Here is a 24,125-nt window from a genome sequence, read left to right as displayed (position 1 = left end):
TTCTTCGACAACGCCGCGACTCAAGCGTAGCGGATAATGAGTCGATCGTCCAAGCCAACGCAGGCTTAGCCTAAACGTACGAGGGAATTCGCATGTTGGGCCGATAGAACGTTCCACGGCAATGATGCTGCGGAGTGAAGTTCGGGCCGACGTCAGCCAAAAATTCTTGAGCACCAACGAACAGGTATCCATCGGGAATCATCGTCGCAGCCAACCGATGGAACAGGTCGCGTCGCACTTCGCGGGTGAAGTAGATCGCCACGTTTCGGCAAAAGACCATGTCGTACCGTGCGGACATGCCGAACGGCTCGAGCAGATTCTGACGCTGGAACGAAACCAGCGCGCGAATCTCGTCCCGGATACGCCATCCATTATCTTCGGGAACAAAGTACTTCTGCAGGCGTTCCGGCGACATGCCACGCTCGATCTCGTGCTTGGCGTACCAGCCACGACTCGCCTTCGCGACCACCTTATCCGAGATATCCGTCCCCAGGATTTGGATATCCCAGCGGTGAACGTCTGGAATCAATTCCGACAACGTAATCGCCAGGCTGTAAGGCTCTTGCCCGGTGCTACAGGCCGCCGACCAGATGCGCAGCCGAGTTGGAAACGCCGTCTTTTCTTTTGCATCGATCAGCTCTGGCAACGCTTTATGGCGTAGTGCCTCGAACATGTACTGATCGCGAAAGAAGAGCGTTTCGTTGGTCGTGATGGCGTCGACCACCTGCCGTTTCAGGCGAGAGTCGGCGCCCAGACGCACTTTGCGGACCAGGTCTTCGTAGCTGGTGCAGCCATGGTCTTCCACGATCTGCCCCAGTCGGCTTTCGATCAGGTACGACTTGCTGGAATCAAGACAGATCCCGCACAAGTCGTTTACCAGGTCGCACACCGCATCGATATCGCCCATGGTTAACGGCATCGCGTGACTCCTCTCACACCGGCAGTTTGAATGATCTCGTGCAACTGATCCAACGGGACAACCTTATCCGCCAGTCCGGCGGCAATCACCTGACGTGGCATTCCAAACACAACACAACTTTTCTCTTCCTGAGCAACAACCATGCATCCATTCCGCTTCATCAATCGAGAACCCATCGTTCCGTCGTCTCCCATGCCGGTCATCACCATCGCCATGGCTTCGCCCCCATATACGTGAGCGATCGAGCGGAACAAATAGTCGACCGACGGCTTACAGCTTCGTTCAGCTGGATCGTCGGTAATCTGAATCTTCTTTTGGCCGTCGTGCACAACCACTTTCATCTGCTTGCCACCAGGGGCAAGGTAAGCATTGCCAGGCTGAACCACCTGACCATCGGTCGCTTCATGTACAGAGATATTCGAAGCACGATCCAGATCGTTCGCCAGCGACTTAGTAAACATCGGAGGCATGTGCTGCACAATCAGCAGCGGAACTGGCAAGTTTGCTGGAAGCTTTGGCAGCAATTGGGAAAGTGCCGCCGGTCCCCCGGTGGAAACACCAATCCCCACGACCTTCGCCTTGGAGGGATCAACGACCGTCGGAGCGATGGAGGTCGGATGGATCGGTGGGGCCGCTTCGATCCGGTTCGTCTCGGGGAACGCTTGTTTGTGGCGACGTTCCTGCAGCACCTTTACTTTCGGGAGCAGGTCATTGCGAAGCTGGTTGCAACTGTCTTCCAGCTTCGAGTGATTTGGCTTGAGCACAAAATCGAATGCGCCCAGCCGGAGTGCCTGCGTGGTTGCGAGCGCGCCGTGATCGGTCATCGCACTCAGCATAATCACATCAGGCTTCACCGGACGCATGTGCAACTGACGGAGCACTTCGATCCCGTTGAGGATCGGCATCTCGACATCCAGCGTTACCAGGTCTGGATGAAACTGTTCGATCTTTTCGAGCGCATGTTTGCCGTCCGATGCGACACCGACGACTTCTACGCCAGGACATTCAGCCAGCGTGTCTCGGACTACTTTCCGAAACAAGGTTGAATCGTCCACAATCAAAACACGCATCGCTTCCGCTTCCTTTACATCTCCAGCGTCCAACTCAACAGGATGCTATCCAAGCGGTTGGGGTCTTTTGTTGCAGTACGATTCCGTTCGCCAGTGACGGTGCGACCGTGCAGGACGTTGGCTTCGCGTTTCCAATCGTGCGACGAAGTGGTACAAGTATCGAAGCAGGCAGGACCAGCCGTTCGATCCATTTCAACAGGCACCGAACGACTGACGATTCGTTGTCACCTCTTGCACCGTCTCAAATATACGTCGCGATCTTTCCGGTGCAGCTTTCGACAGCAAACATTGCGTCGATGAAGCTAATCCGGAAAACTATTCGACCGACAGTACTTCGTCGACGTCGAGGATCACGACGATTTCGCTGTCTGTGCGGTACACTCCTTTGAAGTAACGTCCATCAGCGCCCGAGATATTCGCGGGGGAAGGCGTAATTCCATCGGGGGTAATCGAAATGATGTCGGCGATCCGGTCGACCCACAGCCCAATCGATTCATCGCCACAGCGAACGATCAAGTTGCGGCTTTGAGGAGTCACTTCGGCAGCCCCCAAGCCAAGGATCCGTCGGAGATCGATCACGGTCGCGACGTCACCCCGCAGGTTGATTACACCGCGGACGTGAGGTGGTGCGTGAGGAACCTCGGTCAGGTCAAGGTTCCGGTTGATCTCTTGCACGAAGTCAATCGGCAACGAGAGCAACAAGTCTCCGACGTAAAACGTCGCCAGTTGCAGATCGGCTGGAGCCGACTTCTTCAGAGTCGCAGAACTCATGACAAAATTCCTTCCGGCTTAGCATTCTTTGCGGAGACACTCTTGCGAACCTTCTGCTTTGGAGCCACCAAGCGCCAAACAGCCGACAAGACTTTCTCGCGATCCATTTTGATTTGGTAATCGTCGACGCCAGCTTCAGCACCACGATGCTGATCCTCGTCGCTGGCCAGCGAGGTCAACGCGATGACTGGCAACTTCGACAGTTCCGGGTCGGTTTTAATCCGGGTCGTCAACTCGAATCCGTTCATTCGCGGCATTTCGATATCGGTGATCACCAGGTCAATTCCGTGCCCTTCGTGATTCAGCGTTTCCCAGCCGTGCTGGCCATCTTCGCATTCCACGACGGTGAAGCCTTCGCTCACGAGATACTCTCGAGCTTGCTTGCGGAAGAACGACGAGTCTTCCACCAGCAGAATGTTGTAGACTCGTTCTTCATCGACCGGAGCCGTTGGTTTGTCCTCGAACCATTTCGGGTGGGCCGTAAAGGCCAGTTCGTAAAGGTCGATCATGCGGATCGTCTTGTCGTCGAGCACGATCGATCCAGCCACGCCTGGTTCCCGGAAGGTGGTTCCGTCAATTTCGGCAGCAACTTCGCGGATATCATTCAAATCGGCGGCAATCAAACCAACTTCACGGCCGTGGATCTGGAACACCACCACGTGAACGTTGGCCATATCGGGTCGTGCCTGGGCCTTGATATAGCGATCGATCGACAGCAGCGGCAACGAAGTGCCACGGTACTGCAGCAGTTCCTGGCCACCAACCGTATCAATCTGATCGATACGAATTCGTTCGATTCGCGAAATCAGGCTCATCGGGACCGCGAACATCTCTTGCGGTGCGTTGGTGAACAACAACAGCGATTGACGTTCGGCAGCACCGGCGACCTCAGCAAGGTTGACATCTTCCAGATCTTCTTGTTCGTGGGTTCGCAGTTCCGTCTTCGCCGCGATGCCGGAGACATCGAGAATCGGTGCGACGTGGCCATCGCCAAGAATCGTTGCTCCTGCCAGGCAGACGCACGACTTCAGATGACGACCGAGCGGCTTAACGACGATTTCTTCCGAGTCGTCGATTTCGTCGACGACCAGTCCGTAACGGAACTGACCACTTTCGACAACCACGATCTGTCGTGGACGATCCTTGCGATCCAATCCTTCCTCGGAATCGGCGAAATTCAAAGCCCGATCGAGTTCGACCAGCGGCAGCAGCGTTCCTCGCAGACGAAGAACATGAGCTCCCTTCACCTTGCTGATTCGCTGGGCAGCCTCGCTGCTGCGAACACGAACCAGTTCGACGATGTTGACTTGTGGAATCGCGAAGCGACGACCGCAAGTTCGGATCAGCATCGAAGGGATAATTGCCAGGGTTAATGGCAACGTGATCTGGACCGTCGTTCCTTTGCCAAGCACCGACTCGATATCGACCGAGCCACCAATCTTTTCGATGTTGGTTCGGACCACGTCCATTCCCACGCCACGACCACTGACGTCACTGATCTTTTCAGCAGTCGAGAAGCCAGGATGAAAGATCAACCAGACTGCGTCGCGATCCGACATTTGGGAGGCGCGATCTTTGGTGATGATTCCTCGTTCAACGGCCTTGTCTTTCAGACGACGGGTGTCGATACCACCGCCATCGTCGCAGATATCAATCCGGACTTTACCGGCCTGATGATATGCACGCAGGGTAATTGTTCCGGTAGGATCTTTCTTGTTTTTAGCCCGGGTGTCCGGCATTTCGACACCATGATCCACCGAGTTGCGGACCATGTGGGTCAGCGGGTCTCCGATCGCTTCGATGATGGTCTTGTCGACTTCGACTTCGCCCCCTTCCATGACCACGTTGCACTGTTTGCCAAGTTTGGCCGACAGATCTCGCACGACACGGGGAAACTTGTTGAAAACGTTGCCGATCGGCTGCATGCGAGTCTGCATGATGGCTTCTTGCAGTTCGCTGGTCACCTGATCGAGGCGAGCCGCGACCGCTTGCATGCTGTTGCCATCGGCATTATTGACGGTCTGCAGAAGCTGGTTACGTCCGAGCACCAGTTCGCCGGCCAGGTTCATCAAACGATCGAGGACGCCCACCTGGACGCGAATGCTCGACTCGACCTGCGGCGTCGAAGCGTTGCGACTGGTAGCTGGATGATCGGCAGCGGCGGCTTTTTTCGAGGCGGCAGGCTTCTTCACGACTGGTTCTTCGTCAACCGGTTCCGGTGCGATCTCTTCGCGCATTTGCACAGGCTCCACAGTTTCTTCGACCGGAGCAATTTCCACCTGCTCAACAACCGGTGCGACAGGTTCGTCCTCGTGGACAGCCACGTCCGACGATTCGTAGATCTCGTTCAGCAGTTCGACATGGTGAGTAACATCGGAATCGTTCGACGCTTCAATGTCGTTGATCAGCCCCGACAGAGCATCGGCCGCTTTCAGCATCACATCGACGATGCGCGAGTTGGGAGCCAGCTCCTTGGTCCGCATCTTACCGAGGACGTTTTCCAAGGCATGGGCTAGTTCGTTGATACGAATTAACCCCATGAACCCGGCCGCCCCTTTGATCGAATGGATCGCTCGGAAGACCTGGTTCACCAGGTCGACGTCGATATCTGCGCCATTGGATTCAATTTCAAGGAGTTGCCCTTCAATGTCGGCAAGGTGCTCTCGCGACTCGGTAACAAACTCGGCTAGGAGTGCTGGATCATCGAACGACATATTGATGTCTCTCCCTCGGGCGGTAATTGGTTTGCATAGATTTAGGTTGCAGCGTCGGGGACGAGAGAATGAACCGTCCGTGGGAGCGGTGAAATACGGCTTAGCGCACTGCGACACTTCCGGTTGCGCCGATTACAAGCAACGTACGAGGCGCATTTGAGAGGGGGCAAAGAGCAGCCCCAACTGCAGAACTAGGCGATCAACTCATAGTTCGCAAAGGCGGCCTCGATCGCTTCGATCTCGAGAAAGGCAACGTTGTGAGCCGGGTTCGCGCCCTCGGCCATTCCGACACGGAATGCTCTCATCTCGCGCTGATACGCCTGCGGAGAGATAGCTCCTAGCTCGACCAGCACCTCACCTAGTGGGGTAGTTCGCTCCAGCTGAATGGCAAGTAGGTCGCGAACATCATCACTGGACAGCACCCCAAGTTCGACGGCAACTTGTCCAAACGACTTGTTCGCCGTGCTTTGCATGCTGAGGATCTTAAAAAGGTCTCGCATCGAGAGTCGTCGCGTTTCAATCGCCAGGGCGCCAATCTGGGGACGCGTCTGCAATTGGTGCGAGACTGCCTGGATAAATTGCGGACCGGAAATTCTTTCTTGCCGAAGGAGATAGAGTCCGAAGTGCATGACGAGTAGGTCCTTGATGAGATTGAATCACCGCCGACAATAAAGCGGTGTCAAGTTGTGGGCCCATTACTACCCTGGGGTCTCCGATTGCCCCGGCAACCGGAACATCAGTAAATCCAGGGAATAGAATGGCATCCCCCATTGTTTGTATTCGCTGGTAACGATCGAAACGGTCCTGCCACCAGGGGCCTCGATTTGCGATGTCCGAAACGCGCAACAGACCAGATTCGGTAGCGCCGATTATTTCTCTGATGAGATCTTGATGGACGAAGAAGTCAACGCATATCACGAAGCAGGTCATGCCCTGATGGCTCTGATGGTGGGAGCTCGGGTTCGTTACGTTACTTTGGAACCGGAATGGGACGATGGCCCCGATCGTTTTGCAGAAATTCGAGTCGAATGGCCACTCGACCGATTCACTCGCAAACAACTGTACGAAAAGATGGTTCTCGTTGCGTTGGCAGGCCCCGTCGCTGAAATGATCCACAACGAAGAGCCCTTACATCCTGGCTTCGTGGCGGAATGGGCTGGCGATTGGGAAGCGGCCTGGATCGCGACTGGCAACTTTCTATACTCAAATCAGAAGCGTGTTGTCTATCTCGAATCGACAACGCGGACGATCTACGACCTCCTTGGCCAGGATCATCACTGGGCAGCCTTGGCGGCGATTGTCGACAACCTGATCGCCCATGAAACGCTCGACGGCGAAGTCGTAGAAGAGATCGTCCAAGCATGGCTCTGAGTGTCTGGCCCTCTGCCAACAAACGGCCCAGACGCATCATGAAGACTTCTTCAATGATGTCGCGTAAATCATGGTGTTCGTTATGGACGAAAGTGTTACAGTGAAGCCAATCCCGCGTGGATTTGCGATCGCCGTCGCCAACTTCAACAACCACCTCCCCAAAAGCGGCACTGATCGGTACATATTTCTGGAACGTTCGATACGAAATCGAAGCCTGTTGTGCCGTTGTTCGCTGTTAGTTGAGTAGCAGCGAACTTCTTCCTGGTAGTTGAACGTTGTTCAGCGGCGAGTTCTGTCGGATGGCAGTCAAGCACGAACCACGAGTGAGTATACGTACGCAACCAGGATTCACCCATGCTCAGTCATTCTTACTCTCGCCTTGGTGTCTGCGGATGCCTCCTCTTGATGCTCTCGACCGTGGCGATTGGTTGTGCCAAGACCAACGAATACCAGCCACCACCGCCGGTTGAGGTGAACGTGGCGACACCGCTGATACGCGACGTGACGATCTACATGGAAGAGACCGGGACGACTGAAGCTGTCGAACGGGTCGAGATTCGAGCTCGCGTCGAAGGGTTCATCGAAGAGATCAAGTTCGAGCCAAACGAGATCGTGGAAGCGAATCAAGTGCTGTTCGTCCTTGAACGACGCCGATACCAGGCCGCTCGGGATATGGCGAGTGCGGAACTCGATGCCCAGAAAGTCTCGCTGGAGAAAGCCAAGATCGAGTACGCTCGCCAGAAAGAACTGTTTGACAAGAAGGCGACGCCGGAAACGAACCTGGTCGCGGCGCGAGCCGAAATGGATGGAGCCGAAGCCGCTGTACTCTCAGCCGAAGCCCACCTGGACGAAGCCCAGCTCAACCTTGACTACACCGAAGTCCGGACGCCCATCAAAGGCCAGGTCGGCAAAGCCCTGGTGAAGAAAGGGAATCTGGTCACCGGTTCTCCTTCGACTCATCTGGCCACGGTCATCTCGTACGACAACATCTACGCCAACTTCTCGATTACGGAACGGGACTACTTGGAGTTCCTCGACACCAAGGAATCGATGGGGGCCGACACAGCCAGCGACGTGCCCCTTTACCTGGCCCGAGCAACGGACGACGACTTTCCATTCCAAGGCCGTTTTAACTTCGCCGACCTGGCCGTGGACGAAAGCACTGGTACCTTTGCAGTTCGAGCGATCTTCCCCAATCCGAATCAGAAGATCGTTCCTGGGTTGTTCGTCCGGATTCGAGCCCCTATTGAAGTAAAGAAAGATGCGTTGCTGATTCCAGAACGAGCGACCGGCTTCGATCAAACCGGAACGTACGTGTTGATTGTGAATGCCGAGAATGAAGTCGAACGCCGCAATATCGAAGTCGGCAACAAGTTCGGCGAAATGGTCGTGGCTTTAGCTGGTCTTGAACCCACTGACCGCGTCATTATCGATGGCATTCAGCAGTCGCGTCCCGGGGCAGTGGTCGATCCAAAAGAAACCACGCTCACCATGGACGAGTCACTGTTGAACCCTCCGGGTCCAAAGCCCAAGTCAACCGATTCACAGCCTGATGCCGATGTCCCATCGCGGCCGATGAACGATCAGCCACCTCGTACAGAGGGTGAGCCAGAGTCGTCGCAGTCGTAGTTCACCCAAGTTCTCCCACGCGATGGAATCGTACGTATGTCTCGCTTCTTCATCTATCGGCCTATCTTTGCTACGGTCATTTCGATTGTCATCGTACTGGCTGGTGCGGTGGCACAAACCACGTTGCCGGTGGCCAAGTTCCCTCAGATCACACCTCCGACGGTTCAGGTCACCGCCTTTTACCCAGGTGCGAATCCGAACGTGATCGCGGAAACGGTGGCTTCCCCGATCGAACAGGAAGTCAACGGCGTCGAGAACATGCTCTACATGTCGTCGACCTGCGCGGACGATGGTTCCTACACGTTGAACGTGACGTTCGAAACCGGGACCGACATGGACATGGCCACCGTGCTCGTGCAAAACCGTGTTGCCATTGCGAATCCCAAGCTGCCGGAAGATGTCCGGCGGCAAGGCGTGACGACGAAGAAACAGTCGACGCAGATTGTTCAGTTCATCACGCTCACTTCGGAGAACCCGGACCACGACGGCCTCTTTCTCAGCAACTATGCGACGATCAATCTGCGGGACCAACTCGGGCGTATCGATGGAGTTGGGGCATTAAATATCTTCGGAGCGGCCGATTACAGCATGCGCGTCTGGCTCGATCCAACAAAACTCAAGACACGTGATCTAACGACCGCCGATGTGATCGCAGCCATCCAGGAACAGAATGTTCAAGTCGCCGCAGGCCGAGTTGGTGAACCACCCACGTCGGACGCGACGGCGTTCCAGATGGTAATCAACACCCAGGGACGCTTGGCGGAAGTTCGCCAGTTTGAAGACCTGATTTTGAAGACGGGCGAAGGAAACGGAATCACCCGACTGAAAGATGTCGCCACGGTCGAACTGGGAGCGAAGTCGTACAACTTCAGCGCCTATTCCAATGGTTCTAGCTGCGCGGCGATCGCCGTCTATCAGCTGCCGGGGGCGAATGCTCTCGATTTGGCCGCGGCGGTTAAAGAACAGATGGAGCGAATGAAGCGGCAGTTTCCGCAGGGAATGACGTATTCCATTCCGTTCGATACCACTCGCTTCGTCGAGGCCTCGATCACCGAAGTTTATTCGACGCTCTTTATCGCCGTGCTGCTGGTGGTGTTGGTGATCTTCATCTTTTTGCAAGACTGGCGAGCCACGCTTGTGCCGACCGCAGCGATCCCGGTTGCGTTGATCGGTACGTTCGCGATGATGGCAGGCATCGGCTTCTCGATCAATATGCTCACGCTGTTCGGAATTGTGTTGGCGATCGGGATCGTCGTGGACGATGCGATTGTGGTCGTTGAAAACGCTTCGCGTCACATCGATGCTGGGCTGTCGTCGAAAGAAGCCGCCGTCAAAGCGATGGACGAAATCACCGGCCCGGTGATCGCCACGACGCTGGTGCTGCTGGCCGTGTTCGTACCGACCGCGTTCATGGGCGGGATCGTCGGTGAAATGTATCGTCAGTTTGCGTTGACGATTTCCGCGGCGGTGGCTCTTAGCACTGTGAATGCACTTTCGCTGAGTCCAGCGTTGTGTGGACTGCTGCTTCGCCCCACACAGGAAACGGCTCAGCGAGGCGAGTTCCTCCCACGGACTTTAGTGGCGTTACTGCTGGCCGCAATTGGCTGCTGGTTGGCGTTTCGCTTTGTCGGCGGACTTGGTTGGACGACGACGGTCGCCGCGATTGCCGCTCCGATCATCGCAGCGCTGGCAGGCTGGTTCTGCGCGGCCTTTTTGAACGGCCTTTTGCGGGGCTTCTTCCGAGTATTCAACCGAGCCTTCGACTTCGGCACGAAAAGGTACGAATGGATCGTCTCCGCTTTGGTCCGGCGGATCTCGATTGCGATCGTCTTGTTCACGATCTTGCTGGTGACAACCGGCTATGGCCTGCAATCGATTCCGAACGGCTTCCTGCCACTAGAAGATCAGGGCTACGCATTCGTGAATATTCAGCTGCCCGATGCCTCGGCGCAGAGCCGGACCGTCGAAGTGGTGAAAGAGATCGACAAGATCATTGCCGAGACGGAAGGAGTCGCCGACTGGGTTTCTGTCGCAGGCTTTTCGATTTTGAGCGGTACCGCAGGCTCGAACAGCGGTCTGGTCGCCGTTGTGTTCGATCCATGGGAAGATCGCAAATCGCCCAGCCTAAGCCAGATGGCCATTCTTGGCCGGATCAACGCCAAGCTACGAACGTTGAAGGAAGCAAGCTGCATCGTGTTTCCTCCGCCACCGATCGATGGTCTGGGAAATGCCAGTGGTTTCCAAATGCAAGTCCAGGACGTCGGCGGGGCAGGGCTGACCACACTGCAAACGATCACCGACGAAATGGTCGCCGATGGCAACGCTCAGTCTGGCCTGCAAGGTCTCAATACAACGTTCCGCGCCGATGTGCCCCAGTTGTATGCCGAGATCGATCGCACCAAGGTCAAGTCGCTCGATATTCCGCTGAACTCCGTCTTTGAAACAATGCAGGCCTTCATGGGTTCGGCGTATGTGAACGACTTCAATCAGTTCGGGCGAACATGGCAAGTTCGCGTGCAAGCCGATCAACGATTCCGTATTGAACCGGAGGACTTGCTGCGATTGGAAGTGCGGAACAAGGCTGGCGAAATGATTCCGCTGGGAGCCTTTACTACGGTTCGACGCACGGTTGGGCCGCAGGTGATTCAACGGTACAACCTTTACCCATCAGCCCAGATCAATGGTCAACCGGCCCCAGGTTATAGCTCGGGCGAAGCTTTAACCTTGATGGAACAGATGGCCGCCAACAAGTTCCCACCTTCGATCTCGTATGAATGGACCGGGATGTCGTATCAGGAAAAGCTGCTGAGCGAATCAGAGTCGTTGACCGAGAATCCTTCGTTCATCTTGTTTCTGTCGATCTTGCTGGTGTTCCTGGTGCTGGCCGCGCAGTACGAGAGCTGGACCAGTCCCATGGCCGTGATCGCAGTCGTTCCGCTCTCTGCGCTGGGGGTGGTGATCGCCCTACTTTCACGCGGCGCGGACAACAACGTTTACACGCAAATTGGTTTGGTGCTGTTGGTTGCCCTCGCTAGTAAGAATGCCATTCTGATTGTTGAGTTCGCCGCGGAACTGCGCCGTGATGGCAAGTCGTTAATCGACTCGGCGGTCGAGGCCGCTACGCTTCGATTCCGGGCGATTCTGATGACGGCGTTCTCTTCGATTCTTGGCTTTTTGCCGCTGTTGATCGCTGCCGGGGCAGGTGCCGCGAGTCGTCAGGCGGTGGGCAATGCGGTAGTGGGTGGTATGATGGCGGCGACGATTTTTTCGTTGTTATTCGTCCCGTCGTTCTTCGTCATATTTCGAGGACTCGGCGAGTGGCTCGGCATTCAAGCCAAGCCAGAACCTCAGCCTGCGGAGAAGTAACTGCCAGGCGACGCGATCGGTCACCACTCCATATCATCGCAATTAAAATCCCGAGGGGGATGCAATGTTTCTCACCAGACAGTCGGAAGAACATGGCGAGCAAATTCGTTTTTCCATTTTGCTCGGTTCGCTGGTGATCGCCGTTGTCATCGGTCCGCTGCTGGAACAAACCCAACTCGGCGAGATCGTCCAGGTCACCTGTTTATCGCTCGTCTTTCTAGCGGCGGTACTGGTCAATTGGCGAAGCCGCGTTCGTTTCTCGGTGGTTGGCACCGCGGCAATCGTCGGGCTTTCGCTGCACTGGGCCTCGCTCGTGTTCACCGGCAGTGAAGTTTCGATCGCCCGGTTCGTTGGCGGGTTCCTTTTCTTGGCGCTGACAGCGTCACTTCTGATGCGTTCGATCATCGTCGAACACCAGGCCACTCCCAATGCGATCCTGGGATCGATCTGCATCTATTTGATCATGGGCCTGATGTGGGCACTTGGCTACGAAGCGTTGACTTACATTGAAGCCGAGCCGTTCGCTTATCCCAAGGCGATCGCAGGCGAAGAAGCCATGCCCAGGCAAAATCTAGCCACACTGCTGTACTTCAGCTTCGTGACGATGTCGACGCTCGGCTATGGAGATATCACACCACAGACCGATCTTTCGCGAACGCTGACCTGGACGCAATCGGTCACCGGGCAGTTCTACCTGGCGGTGCTGGTGGCTCGCCTGGTGAGCGTGTTGCCGCAAAGCAGTCAGCGAGAATCAACCGAAGTCGAAGCGAAGTAGCTGCCCCATTCGACGAAGCGGTGGAACCCAACGCGACGTGAGAAACGCAGTTCGCATCCACCATCCGACGCGGGCGGCCTGTTGGGCAATGCCGTCGGTATTCTCTTCCTGCAGTCGAAGCCCTGGCACCGACTGTTCAAGCAGCCGTGGATGATCCAGTCGCCAATGAAGCTGCTCCTTCGAGTTCCGCATGATCGGCAATTGGTTCAGCCACCACACGCCCCAGGTATTGTAGGCATCGAATGCCAATTCACCGGACTTGAAGTGCGAGATCATGGTGCGAAAAATCTGCTGAACCTCGTCAGCGTGCAGATAGGCCAGGACTCCCTCCGCCACGATCAACGTGGGATGCTCTCGAGGGATCTGCTGTAGCCACGCATCTTCCAGCATCGAGGCACCAACGAGCGTACAACCAGTGCGCGACGGATAGATCTGCCGTCGAAGCTGGATGACCTCAGGAAAATCGACTTCCCACCAGGCCGTTTCCAGATTCGGATCTACGCGAAACAGACGACTATCGAGGCCACATCCCAGATGGATTACGTTGGCCTGGGGATGCTGATTGAGGAACTGGCTGGTCCACACGTCGAGCACCTTGGCTCGGACGGCCATCGCGACGATCGCTTCGTGCGTAAGCGGGATTTGCTGGAAATCGAAGTCGACTTTTTCAATTGCATCCGCCGCGAATCGATCTTCGAGCACTGAGTCGGCAAACTGGCTTTCCAATGCCTTGCCACGCAGCGTAATGAGCAGCGTTTGCTGCAATGTGGTCAGATCAGATGCCGACAAAGGTTTCACGAAAGAATCAATTGGGAAACAGAATCGATTTTTAGTAGGATGGGGTCCCAGTCCTACCTTAGCGTATTTGGGAATTCTCGTTTCCCATTTCCAGCCTATCAGCGCAAAAAGATATCACTTCTCGACCCCAGGTATTGCCATGCCCCAACTTGCAAGACTTGCTCTGTCCTTATGTCTCGTCCCATTCGCAGCGTCGTGGTTCTCGCCAATCGAAGCAGCCGAAACCGAACAGCCCAACATTTTATTTCTTTTCACTGACGATCAGGCAGGATGGGCTTTGGGGGCATCGGGCTACCCACATGCAGTGACACCCAACCTCGACAACCTGGTGAAGGACGGAGCGTACCTGACGAACGCGTTCACGGTGACCCCAGTCTGCAGTCCGTCGCGGGCCTCATTAATTTCCGGGCGTTACGGAACGGAACTCGGTATCCAGGATTGGATTCATCCGCAGCGCGAACCAGATCTTGGCTTACCCCTGGAAACCGTTACCTGGGTGCAACTGCTGAAAGATGCTGGTTACCATACCGGCCTGGTTGGTAAATGGCATCTTGGAACACCTGATGCGATGCACCCGACTCAGTTCGGCTACGACCACTTCGTCGGTTTTCGCACTGGGGGTGCCCCGACGAAGAATCCCACGCTTGAAAAGGATGGCAAGAACCAGAAATTCGAGGGCCTGACTACCGACATCCTGGCTGACTTCGCAATCGACTTTCTGAAGGAACAGAAGGTGGATCAACCTTTCTGTCTGTCGGTTCATTTCCGTGCCCCTCACACCGCATGGCTCCCTGTCGCTGAAGAAGATTGGGCTCCGTTTGCGGAACTCGATCCCACGATCCCGAATCCGGATTACCCAAAGCTCGACGTTCCACGCGTGAAGAAGATGACGCGTGAGTACCTGGCCAGCGTGGCTGGGGTCGACCGCAATGTGGGTCGTATTCTCAAGACACTCAAGGCGAAGGGCTTCGAGGACAACACGATCGTGATTTTCTCGAGCGACCACGGTTACAACATGGGTCACAACGGAATCTGGCATAAAGGGAACGGTCACTGGGTTCTGACGGAGAATCCACCCGCCACCGAGAACATCCCGAAGGGTCAGCGTCCTAACATGTACGACCTGGCACTGCGAATCCCGACGATCGTTCGTTGGCCTGGCAAAGTGAAACCAGGCATCAAAATCAACAACACGGTCTCGAATCTCGACTGGTTCCCAACCGTGTTGGAAATGGCGAACGTCAAGCTACCAGCCGAAGTGAAGATTCATGGCGAGAGCTTCGTTCCGCTGCTGCAAGGCAAAGACGTGAAATGGGACAACGACTTCTATGCGGAATACAGCACGAAGCATCAGTCGCACACACATATGCGGATGTACCGCACGCCGGAATGGAAGTTGATTCGCGACTATTTGAACGCAGGCCGTGACGAACTGTATCACTTGACCGACGATCCGGCCGAGGCGAACAACCTGATAAATTCCGATTCGCCAGAAGTGAAGTCTGTGATTGCCAAACTGGACGCCAAGATCCAGCAGCATATGAAGGCGATCAACGACCCGGTTCTCGGAACGATCTCGGCCGAGTAGTCAGATCCTTTTCGGTACCAACAACAAAAAAGGCGACCTGCGATAGGTCGCCTTTTCTATTGGTTTTCGATCGAAGCGTTCCTAGAAGTTCGTTCCCGCAGGAGCCGCGGCCTCGTCATCCTTAGGTTCTTCCAGACGAACCAGCGTCCAGGTCTGCGTATCGGATTCGCCGTAATGGACCAGAGCCGTGGCCTCGTCCTGTGTCAGGTTATAAATGCTCGTCTCCATGACGATATCCTGATCTTTGTCATCGGCAAACTTCCAGGCAGCACGCTGCGTCTTTTGATCGACCATTCCTTCCAGCGGTCGGTCCGACTTCGTGACGTCGTTATAGAAGGTACCGGCGATGATGCCTTCTTTACTGACAGCCAACTGCATCACCATGCCAGAATCGGTTCCCGATTCATCGGCGATAGCGAACACGCCCAGCGGCATCCATTCAACTTTTTGATCGTCAACGTTCTGCGGAATGCTATCCGCAATGGTAACGGCCTGGTTGTAATACTGATCGGCGGTCGCGTACTGCTGATCATTGACGTACACGTAGTTGTCTCGATAGACAACGTTGGAGCCGTAGTCATAGATCACCGGTTGCGTCCACGCATTCCAAACGAACCATCCACCAAACGCACCCCAGGCAGCCGGTCGCCAGCACCAGTGTGGCGGATAGCGATTCCAGCCGGTGTGCCAACGCCAGTTGGGATTGTTCGGGTAACGTCCACCATCCCACCAATGTCGGTTGCCAGGACGATCGATGTTGACGTTGTTCCACTTGTTGCGAATGTTGTTGATATTCTTGTCACGATCGATCGTGACCTTATTGCCAATGTTGATGTTGTTATTGTTGCCGTTCCCAATGTTGGGGCGGTCGCCGCCGGGACGGTTCGGGAAGCGATCGCCGTTGCCCGGCCGATCTCCATCACCGCCGTTGCCTGGGCGATTGGGAAAACGATCTCCGGTGCCAGGTCGGTCGCCACTGCCTGGTCGATCTCCGATACCAGGGCGATCACCAGTACCAGGGCGATCAATAATTCCAGGTCGGTCGCCAGTTCCAGGACGCGTTCCGCCGGTGTTTCCTCCTCCAGGAATCGTGATCGACGGACGATCACCACCACTTGGGCGGCCTGGCAGGTTCAAGAAGTCTTGAAGGTCATCGCGGCTAGGTCGCGAGAAACTCGAGTCACCGCCACCAGGTCGCGTGAACGAAGGGCGATCGCCGGTGCCTGGACGAGTAATGCCAGGGCGACTTCCGCTTCCACCACCACTGCCAGGGACCGTGATCCCAGGTCGATTGCCACTGTTCCCGCTTCCAGGAATGGTGATCGATGGTCGACTTCCAGTGTCGGGACGGTTGAAGCTTGGACGACTCGATCCACCGGTCGAAGGAAGCGAAATGTTCGGTCGGCTGCCGGTCGAAGGACGACTGATCGTCGGTCGACTGGACGTTGGACGATTGATGGAAGGAGCTTGAATCGATGGCCGTGACGAACCGCCACCGCCAAGCGATGGACGGCTTGTCGGCATCGAAGGTCGGCTGACCGATGGGCGACTCATCGACGGCGTGTGTCCACCACCACCGGGGCGCGAGATTCCTCCGCCGCCACCAAGCGAGTGACCGCCGCCTCCTCCGCCACCGCGACCTCCGCGGGCAAAGGCATCACCCGTAAGGAGCGTGCCTGCCATGATCGCGACTACCAGCGTCGTCAAATTGATTTTCATGGGAACCATCCTCGATGTTTTGTGGGGGTGTGCAGGAAGCGGGACTATTCCGCGCGAATGATCGTCAGTGTCTCGATGCTTGGCATCAACTGGCCATCCACCTGGCGGCCAATCGACTTGAACTGAACGGTGTTCTCGTCCACCACGTCATAGATATTGGTGGAAGACGCGCGGCGACCATCCGGCAGCACGCTCAAGGCTTGAACGGTCCAGCGACTCCCATTGTTCGACCAACGGCCAACGCCGAAACCTCCGTCCGAATCAAACGTCCACGAACGAATCGTGTCGTTGCTCGGATCCCAGCCGATGACCTGCGTTCCTTCAAAATCGACCTGATCTTGAATGAACACCCGGAAGGTACGCACGATGAAGTTTTGATTCGTGGTCCAACGTCCGGTCGTTTCGATTGTCATGCCTTCTTCGGCGTTGTCGACCCATTTGCCAATCATCCAGTCCAGCGACTGCAGATGATCGTAGTGCGAGGGAGCCGCTTCCGGGGCTGCCTCTTCTTTAACACTATCGATCCGCCAGCCCTCAGGCGTCTTCACATGGATCGCTTCATAAACGGTCTCGCTCGGCTCTTGGCCTTCGGCAAGCACCCGGGCCAAACCCGATTCCGAGGCAACCCGTGGCGAGATCATCTTGATTTGCGTGTTGGTTAGTTCCAGCTTCACACCAGGGTTCGACTCGAAGTACGAGGAGAACTGGCTGATCATCGCGTCATGACCTTTGAGCACTTCGCCCGACTCCATGACGAACTCGCCATCCTCGGTCCAGTGTTGAGCCAGGGCTTTGCCATCTCCTTTGTTGAACGCGGCGACGTAAGAATCGACCGCAGCCAGGATGGCCGTTTCATCTTCGGTTAAAACCAGTTCAACCGTTACTTCCGGACTGTCCGCCTCGGCAGCGACTTCAGTCTCTGGCATGGGAGCCTCAGGCGGCTTTTCCTGGGCCCAGCCTGTACCGGCAATTCCAAAGGCCAGCAGCCAACTCAAAGCAATTCGTTTCATAACGCACCTTGCAGGATGGGACGAAAACAAGCCTCGGCGGCGGTTCATACACAGAGCAGAACCAGCGTTAGGCCAAATGGTTTCCACAGTTCAACATACCGCTACGGAATACCGAAAACCACGACTTGCGCTATATTCACCCATTTTTCACCTCCTGCATTTTCCGTTTGCTCTTATTGCGTCGATCGTCCGCAAGATGGGTCGCCGGGTACGATCCAGGTACCTCCTTCCTGCCGCCTTTTCCCCTCTGGCAAGCCAGTCGGTCGAAGTTTTTCCTCCACAGAAGGTTGAAATCGGGGAATCCGAAGGTTGGCCCGAAAATAGAAGGGGAATCGGGACGGTCGCGGTAGAATAGCTAGTAACAACCACAAACCCTTTCCCACGGCACTTAAAGGCGAGAATGTCCCAGTCGCGTGCTTCCAAAGGCGATCCGACACCTTTTGTCGAGCTCATCGTGAAGCATGAACGTGCGCTGATGCGTTACATCCGGTCGATGTTTCCGCGGTCAGACGACGCCGAAGAAGTGTGGCAATCGACTGCGATCGTTTTATGGGAGAAGTTCGATGAGTTTGATCCTGAGCGTGACTTTCTGCCTTGGGCTCAACGCTTTGCGTACTTCGAGGGGCTGCAGCGTCGGCGGAAGATCGCTCGCGATCGCATGGTGTTCTCCGAAAGCGTCCTACAGTCGCTTGCAGAAACGCACGATGCCTCGCGCGAACATCTGAATCGACGCAGCCGAGCCCTTCAAGCCTGCGTCGAGCAACTGGCCGCCCAGGACGCTTCGCTGCTTCGTTCCCGGTATGAATCGGAAGTCACGATCGGCGAACTTGCCCAGCGAATGCAAACCACCGCCAAAACCCTTTACCGCCGGTTGGATCGAATCCGAGACAAACTGGCCCAGTGTGTCCGTCGCCGCGTCGCCTTGGCAGAAGAGTAGTTCCAAACGCTTCTAATGAATTCCCCAACGCTCAAACTCGAACGCGAAGCCCGTCAGGCATACGATGCCGTCGTCAGCAACCAACTGACCGACGAGCAGTTCGCTGCCCTGGAAGCTCGCATTTTGGCCGACCCAGAGTTCCGCCAGGCCTACGTCGAACAAGTTGACCTGGAAACGGAACTGGAACATCGCCTCGGCAGCGAATCGATTGCGATTACCTCGCACCGTTCTTCATCGCATCGCTCGTGGGGAATTCCGTTCGCCATCGCCCTTTCCCTTCTGCTACTGCTGGGTGCCTGGAATCTGATTGGCATCGAGCGTTTCACTTCGCCAATGGAAGATCCGCTCGCCGCACGTTTCACCGAGACGCAACTGCTGGGACAACGTCCTGTGGCGATTGTCGTGCAGCGGAGTGAGTCTTCTGCTGCGGACTCGCTACTCGATGTGGGCGACCGCGTGAAGCCAGGTGTCCTGCGTTTGAGTCGTGGCGAGATGCAGCTCGAGTTCCTCTCTGGGGTCCGATTGCAACTGGAAGGCCCCAGCGAGATCCATCTCCTTTCCGATCAAGAGGCAACGCTTGTCCATGGGCACGCCGCCATCGTCACCCCGCCCGAAACTCGCTCGTTCTCGCTCAACGGCCCTGTGTCGGCTATTGCATCCGGTTCGAGTGAATTCGTTTACAACGTGACCGATCAGCAAACAGGCACGATCGATGTTTACCAGGGTGAGGTAATGGCTTCGTTGCTGGGACCTTCGGGCGATACCCTACAAAATGAACTCGTTTCCTCTCAGCAGTCCGCGACCTTTGCCGCAGGCAACTTGCTGGTTGCCAACAAGCCCTTCTCGCCAGAGAACCGCGTCGATCAGCTTCCGGTCGACGATGCCACATTGAGCACCGATGCCCGCTACGCCAACCTGGTGAAAGAAGACGGACCGCTCGTCTATTGGCGGTTTGAAGAGGACGATCTGATTGGCAATCAGGTACGCAATCATATGTCCGATCGCTACGCCGCAACGCTGCACGGACCACAGGATGGTTCGCTGGTTGTCGCCGCTGGCAAAGTTCAATTCGGCGAAAGCCCGGAGTCACGCTATCTCGGAATTAGCGAACCGATCGAAGGCTTGAACCGCGGCGAATTCACCGTCGAGTTCTGGGTTCGGACCGACCGGATGCACTGGGGGACGTTCTTCGGGATCTTACCTGTTGACCAAAACGATCGTCAGCGAGAGAGTCACCTTTGTGTTCTGGAGTATGCCAACAAGACGAACGTCGTCCATCGCCCGGCCACCGTGCGAATGCTGTATCGTTACCCGCCCACTTCCTACACCGGCGGCATGAACGTCTTCAGTGCGCAGTCGTGTGCCCCCGGCATCTGGACGCATGTGGTTGCTGTTCGTCGGACCGATGGAATTTATCTGTACTGCAACGGCAAGCTTCAGTTCATCCTCGATGCCCTCGACTTCGACGATCAATCCGCCTATTCGGTTCTGCTCGGTCAACTCGATTCGGTGCGACCTCAACGCCAGTTGGAAGGTCAGATCGACGAAGTCGCGATCTACCTGAAGGCACTTAGCGAAGCGCAGATCCGTCGCCACTACGAAATGATCGCTGGCCCACCCAAGACTTAAAACTCCCTTCCCAAGAAACGAGTCATGTCCTATATCCCTGCCCGCACGGCGGCAACGTTTGCTTTGCTGTTGGCCTTACTAGCCAGCAGTCAGGCCCATGCCGAGAAGCCGCTCGACTATAACCGCGACGTGCGGCCGATCTTGTCGGAAAACTGCTTCTATTGCCATGGTCCCGACCCGGAACATCGCCAGGCCGACCTGCGTCTGGACGACGAAGAAGCGGCGAAGGACTACGCAATCGTACCGGGCGACATCGAGGGTAGCGAGTTCTTTCAGCGACTGATTGCCGACGCTGACACGCGAATGCCACCGGTCGAATCTGGCAAGAAGCTTACGCCCCAACAAATCGCAACATTAAAGCGTTGGATCGAAGAAGGAGCCCAATTCCAGCAGCATTGGGCTTACGTGCCACCGCAATCGACCGAAGTTCCTGCCGTCAAAAACACCGACTGGGCCAAGAACGACATCGACCTTTACCTACTCGCTCGGATGGAAGAGGAAGGCCTACAGCCTGCTCCGCCAGCGGACAAGGTGACGTTGATTCGCCGCGTGACGTTCGACCTGACCGGCTTGCCACCAACCGCCGAAGAAGTCGCCGACTTCGTTCAGGACAATTCGCCTGATTCGTTCGAGAAGGTCGTCGATCGTCTGCTGGCGTCGGATCGTTATGGCGAACGCATGGCCGCCTATTGGCTCGACATGGTGCGATTCGCCGACACGGTTGGTTATCACGGCGACCAGGACCATAACATTTCACCTTACCGCGACTACGTTCTCGACGCGTTCAACGCCAACATGCCGTTCGATCAGTTCACCCGAGAACAGATCGCTGGCGACCTGTTACCCGATGCGACGATCGATCAGAAGATCGCCTCAGGCTACAACCGCCTGCTGCAGACGACGCATGAAGGGGGTTTGCAGGAAAAAGAATACCTGGCCATCTATGCGGCGGATCGCGTGCGGAATGTTTCCCAGGTCTGGATGGGTGCCACAGTCGGTTGTGCCCAATGCCATACACACAAGTACGACCCTTACACGATCGAAGACTTCTACTGCCTGGCGGCGTTCTTTGCTGACGTCAACGAGGCGGAGCATTTCAAGGTTGGCACCAACGCCTTGCCAACGAAGAGGCCACCCGAAATCAAGGTTCACTCGCAACGCGAACGTGCTCAACTGACTTCGCTGAAAGCGAAACTGGCTGAAGTCGCCGACGATGACGCAGCCACGACAGAGCGTCTTCAGAAGCAGATCAAAGCGTTGAACGATGCCGCCCGCCTAACCATGGTCACCGAATCAATCACGCCGCGTGAGATGCGGGTGCTGCCTCGAGGTAACTGGCAAGATGACAGCGGCCCTGTTGTCCAGCCTGCGATTCCGACCTTTATGGGAACGATCAATACCGCAGGAGACCGGGCAACGCGTCTCGATCTGGCGAACTGGCTGGTCGATGCCAAGTCAGGCTCTGGGGCATTAACGTCGCGGGTATTCGTCAATCGTCTTTGGTATTTGCTGTATGGCGTGGGCCTATCTGCCAGCCTAGGCGACTTCGGCGGCCAAGGTGAGCCACCGGTCCATCCAGAGCTACTCGATTCCTTGGCGATCGACTTCTACGAACACGACTGGGACGTGAAGCGCATGATCAAACGATTGGTCATGACCGCTGCGTATCAACAAGCATCGGACGAATCGGAAACAATCCGGCAACGTGACCCGTACAACCGCTTGTATACCCATCAATCCCGCCATCGCCTTCCGGCCGAAATGATTCGTGATAACGCCCTGGCAGTCAGCGGCCTGCTGAACCTGACCTATGGCGGGCCGAGCGTGAAGCCATACCAGCCAGAAGGTTACTTCCGTCATCTGAACTTCCCGCAGCGAAAGTACCACGCCGACAAGAAAGATCAGCAATGGCGACGAGCTGTGTACGTGCACTGGCAACGCCAGTTCCTGCACCCGAGCTTGAAGGCGTTCGACGCACCGAGCCGCGAAGAATGTACGGTCGAACGTCCCGAGTCGAACACGCCGGTCGCCGCCTTGGTGCTTTTGAACGATCCGACCTACATCGAAGCGGCCCGGGTCTTCGCGGCACGTGTCTTGACCGAGGCCGAATCGACCGACGAGGCTCGTCTGAACAAGGCCTACCTGCTGGCTCTTTCGCGTGAGCCCGACAGCTACGAACGCGAGATTCTGACGAAGATCCTGAACGAGAATCGCGAGCTTTACCAGCAAGATCCGAAAGCCGCCAGTCAGCTGGTTGGCATCGGGCTCAAGCCAACCGAAAGCAACCTGGATGCGGCCGAACTCGCCGCTTGGACGCACGTTTCGCGTGTGATCTTCAACCTCGACGAATTCATCACACGCAACTAACCTACCGAGTCGATCATGTCTGAATTCCATCCGATGCAACTCAATCGCCGCACGTTCCTGTCGCAAACAGGAATCGGTCTCGGCTCGGCCGCTCTTGGTTCTTTGCTTGCCCGCGAAGGCCTCGGGGCTTCGTCCTCGACCAATGGCGTCCCTGGTCAGCCAGGGCTGCCGAATCTGACGCAGCGTGTCAAACGTGTGATCTTCTTGTGCATGTCCGGCGGACCATCGCACCTGGAGACCTTCGATAATAAGCCGGTGTTGTCGAAGATGAACGGCCAAGCATTTCCTGAGTCATACACCGCTGGCCAACCGATCGCCCAGCTTCAAGGCCAGGCGTTGAAGTGCCTTGGTTCGATCTCGAAGTTCCAGAAGTACGGAGCCAATGGGCAAGAGATCAGCGACTACCTTCCCTGGCACGCGAAGATGGCGGACGACATTTGTATCGTTCGTTCGATGGTGACCGAACAGATCAACCACGATCCGGCTCATACGTTTATGAACACCGGTACGGCGATCAGCGGGCGTCCTTCGATGGGAGCATGGGTCAACTATGGCATCGGCTGCGAAACGGACGAACTGCCCGGCTTCGTGGTGCTGTCGAGCGTCGGTGGTCGTAACCCACAGCCGATCGCTTCGCGGCAATGGGCCAGCGGATTCCTGCCAAGCCGTTACCAAGGAGTGGAATTCAGTTCGACCGGCGATCCGGTGAACTATGTCCGCAATCCAGCTGGCGTGAATGTTCGTCAGCAACGGAACCTGGTCGATGCGATCAGCAACTTGAATCGCCATCGCCAACAAGCCAATGGCGATCCTGAAATCGCGAGTCGCATTGCCGCTTATGAAATGGCGTTTCGCATGCAGATGTCGATCCCGGAACTGACCGACGTCTCGGATGAACCACAGCATATCCTCGACATGTATGGGGCCAAGCCAGGCGATGGTTCATTCGCGTCAAACTGTTTACTCGCTCGTCGTTTGGCCGAACGAGGCGTTCGCTTCATTCACCTGTATCATCGTGGCTGGGACCATCATGGCGGGCTGAAGAAGTACATGGATGTCTGCACCGGACTGACCGACAAGCCGACTTACGCTTTACTGACCGACTTGAAGCAGCGTGGCATGCTCGACGATACACTGATCGTGTGGGGTGGCGAATTTGGTCGTACGCCGATGTCGCAGTCAGGCAAAGGAGACATCGGCCGCGACCATCACATCAAAGGCTTCAGCATGTGGCTGGCTGGCGGCGGGGTGAAAGGGGGCACAACGTACGGTGCCACTGACGACCTCGGCTACAACGCGGTTGAGAACGTCGTTCACGTCCGTGATCTGCACGCGACGATGTTGTATCTGCTGGGAATCGATCCAGAGCACTTCAGTGTCAAGTTCCAGGGTCTCGACATGCGTTTGACCGGAGTGAAACCAGCTCGCGTGGTGCACGACATCATCGCTTGATGCCGTGCCC

General features: G+C 56.2%; 17 protein-coding genes. 9 read left to right on the top strand and 8 right to left on the bottom strand.

From position 1 onward, the window contains the following. Positions 1-70: 70 nt before the first annotated feature. The 5 genes from ABD890_RS16265 to ABD890_RS16245 form a co-directional block, all read right to left on the bottom strand. A complete protein-coding gene (locus tag ABD890_RS16265; RefSeq protein ID WP_345091886.1) occupies positions 71-919 on the bottom strand; it encodes a CheR family methyltransferase in 849 nt (282 codons plus the stop codon). Next, positions 910-1,989 (bottom strand): protein-glutamate methylesterase/protein-glutamine glutaminase, encoded by a 1,080-nt coding sequence (locus tag ABD890_RS16260; protein ID WP_345091883.1) that lies wholly within the window; start codon positions 1,987-1,989, stop codon positions 910-912. The genes ABD890_RS16265 and ABD890_RS16260 overlap by 10 nt, the downstream gene beginning before the upstream one ends. A 315-nt stretch (positions 1,990-2,304) precedes the next feature. Then, positions 2,305-2,760, bottom strand: coding sequence for a chemotaxis protein CheW (locus tag ABD890_RS16255; RefSeq protein WP_345091880.1), 456 nt, complete (start codon positions 2,758-2,760; stop codon positions 2,305-2,307). After that, entirely contained in the window at positions 2,757-5,474 is a 2,718-nt protein-coding gene (locus ABD890_RS16250) for a hybrid sensor histidine kinase/response regulator (protein WP_345091877.1), read from the bottom strand. The genes ABD890_RS16255 and ABD890_RS16250 overlap by 4 nt, the downstream gene beginning before the upstream one ends. A 191-nt stretch (positions 5,475-5,665) precedes the next feature. Further along, a complete protein-coding gene (locus ABD890_RS16245; RefSeq protein ID WP_345091874.1) occupies positions 5,666-6,103 on the bottom strand; it encodes a hypothetical protein in 438 nt (145 codons plus the stop codon). Positions 6,104-6,365: 262 nt separating this feature from the next. Here ABD890_RS16245 and ABD890_RS16240 point away from each other — a divergent pair, with 262 nt between their 5' ends. From ABD890_RS16240 to ABD890_RS16225, 4 genes are all read left to right on the top strand, one after another. After that, positions 6,366-6,845 (top strand): FtsH/Yme1/Tma family ATP-dependent metallopeptidase, encoded by a 480-nt coding sequence (locus ABD890_RS16240; RefSeq protein WP_345091871.1) that lies wholly within the window; start codon positions 6,366-6,368, stop codon positions 6,843-6,845. Positions 6,846-7,199: 354 nt separating this feature from the next. Next, entirely contained in the window at positions 7,200-8,474 is a 1,275-nt protein-coding gene (locus ABD890_RS16235; protein WP_345091868.1) for an efflux RND transporter periplasmic adaptor subunit, read from the top strand. A 36-nt stretch (positions 8,475-8,510) separates the two neighbouring features. Continuing rightward, positions 8,511-11,840, top strand: coding sequence for an efflux RND transporter permease subunit (locus tag ABD890_RS16230; RefSeq protein WP_345091865.1), 3,330 nt, complete (start codon positions 8,511-8,513; stop codon positions 11,838-11,840). 64 nt (positions 11,841-11,904) lie between these two features. Then, positions 11,905-12,615, top strand: a complete 711-nt coding sequence (locus ABD890_RS16225; protein WP_345091862.1) for a potassium channel family protein — start codon at positions 11,905-11,907, stop codon at positions 12,613-12,615. On the opposite strand, the gene ABD890_RS16220 is transcribed toward ABD890_RS16225, so the two are convergent. Next, positions 12,592-13,413: a class I SAM-dependent methyltransferase gene (locus ABD890_RS16220; protein WP_345091859.1), complete on the bottom strand. Its 822-nt coding sequence runs from the start codon at positions 13,411-13,413 to the stop codon at positions 12,592-12,594. The genes ABD890_RS16225 and ABD890_RS16220 overlap by 24 nt on opposite strands. Positions 13,414-13,552: 139 nt before the next feature. On the opposite strand from ABD890_RS16220, the gene ABD890_RS16215 reads away from it, so the two are divergent. Beyond that, positions 13,553-15,001, top strand: a complete 1,449-nt coding sequence (locus ABD890_RS16215; protein WP_345091855.1) for a sulfatase family protein — start codon at positions 13,553-13,555, stop codon at positions 14,999-15,001. An 81-nt stretch (positions 15,002-15,082) separates the two neighbouring features. Here ABD890_RS16215 and ABD890_RS16210 read toward each other — a convergent pair whose 3' ends face one another. After that, positions 15,083-16,720, bottom strand: coding sequence for a chromosomal replication initiator protein DnaA (locus ABD890_RS16210; RefSeq protein ID WP_345091851.1), 1,638 nt, complete (start codon positions 16,718-16,720; stop codon positions 15,083-15,085). Positions 16,721-16,764: 44 nt separating this feature from the next. Beyond that, positions 16,765-17,730, bottom strand: a complete 966-nt coding sequence (locus ABD890_RS16205) for a YybH family protein (RefSeq protein WP_345091848.1) — start codon at positions 17,728-17,730, stop codon at positions 16,765-16,767. A 400-nt stretch (positions 17,731-18,130) separates the two neighbouring features. On the opposite strand from ABD890_RS16205, the gene ABD890_RS16200 reads away from it, so the two are divergent. From ABD890_RS16200 to ABD890_RS16185, 4 genes are read left to right on the top strand one after another with little or no spacing between them, the layout of a single operon-like run. Then, entirely contained in the window at positions 18,131-18,667 is a 537-nt protein-coding gene (locus tag ABD890_RS16200; protein WP_345091845.1) for a sigma-70 family RNA polymerase sigma factor, read from the top strand. Positions 18,668-18,682: 15 nt separating this feature from the next. After that, positions 18,683-20,296: a LamG domain-containing protein gene (locus tag ABD890_RS16195; RefSeq protein WP_345091842.1), complete on the top strand. Its 1,614-nt coding sequence runs from the start codon at positions 18,683-18,685 to the stop codon at positions 20,294-20,296. 24 nt (positions 20,297-20,320) lie between these two features. Beyond that, positions 20,321-22,663 carry a PSD1 and planctomycete cytochrome C domain-containing protein gene (locus ABD890_RS16190; protein WP_345091839.1) on the top strand — a complete coding sequence of 781 codons (2,343 nt, stop codon included), beginning with the start codon at positions 20,321-20,323 and terminating at the stop codon, positions 22,661-22,663. Between the two features lie 15 nt (positions 22,664-22,678). After that, a complete protein-coding gene (locus ABD890_RS16185) occupies positions 22,679-24,115 on the top strand; it encodes a DUF1501 domain-containing protein (protein WP_345091836.1) in 1,437 nt (478 codons plus the stop codon). The last annotated feature ends 10 nt before the right edge of the window (positions 24,116-24,125 follow it).

This window comes from Bremerella cremea, assembly GCF_039541315.1.
GTDB lineage: Bacteria > Planctomycetota > Planctomycetia > Pirellulales > Pirellulaceae > Bremerella > Bremerella cremea.
The sequence above is the reverse complement of the archived record's forward strand: the minus strand, read 5'-3'. Positions and strand labels throughout refer to the sequence as shown.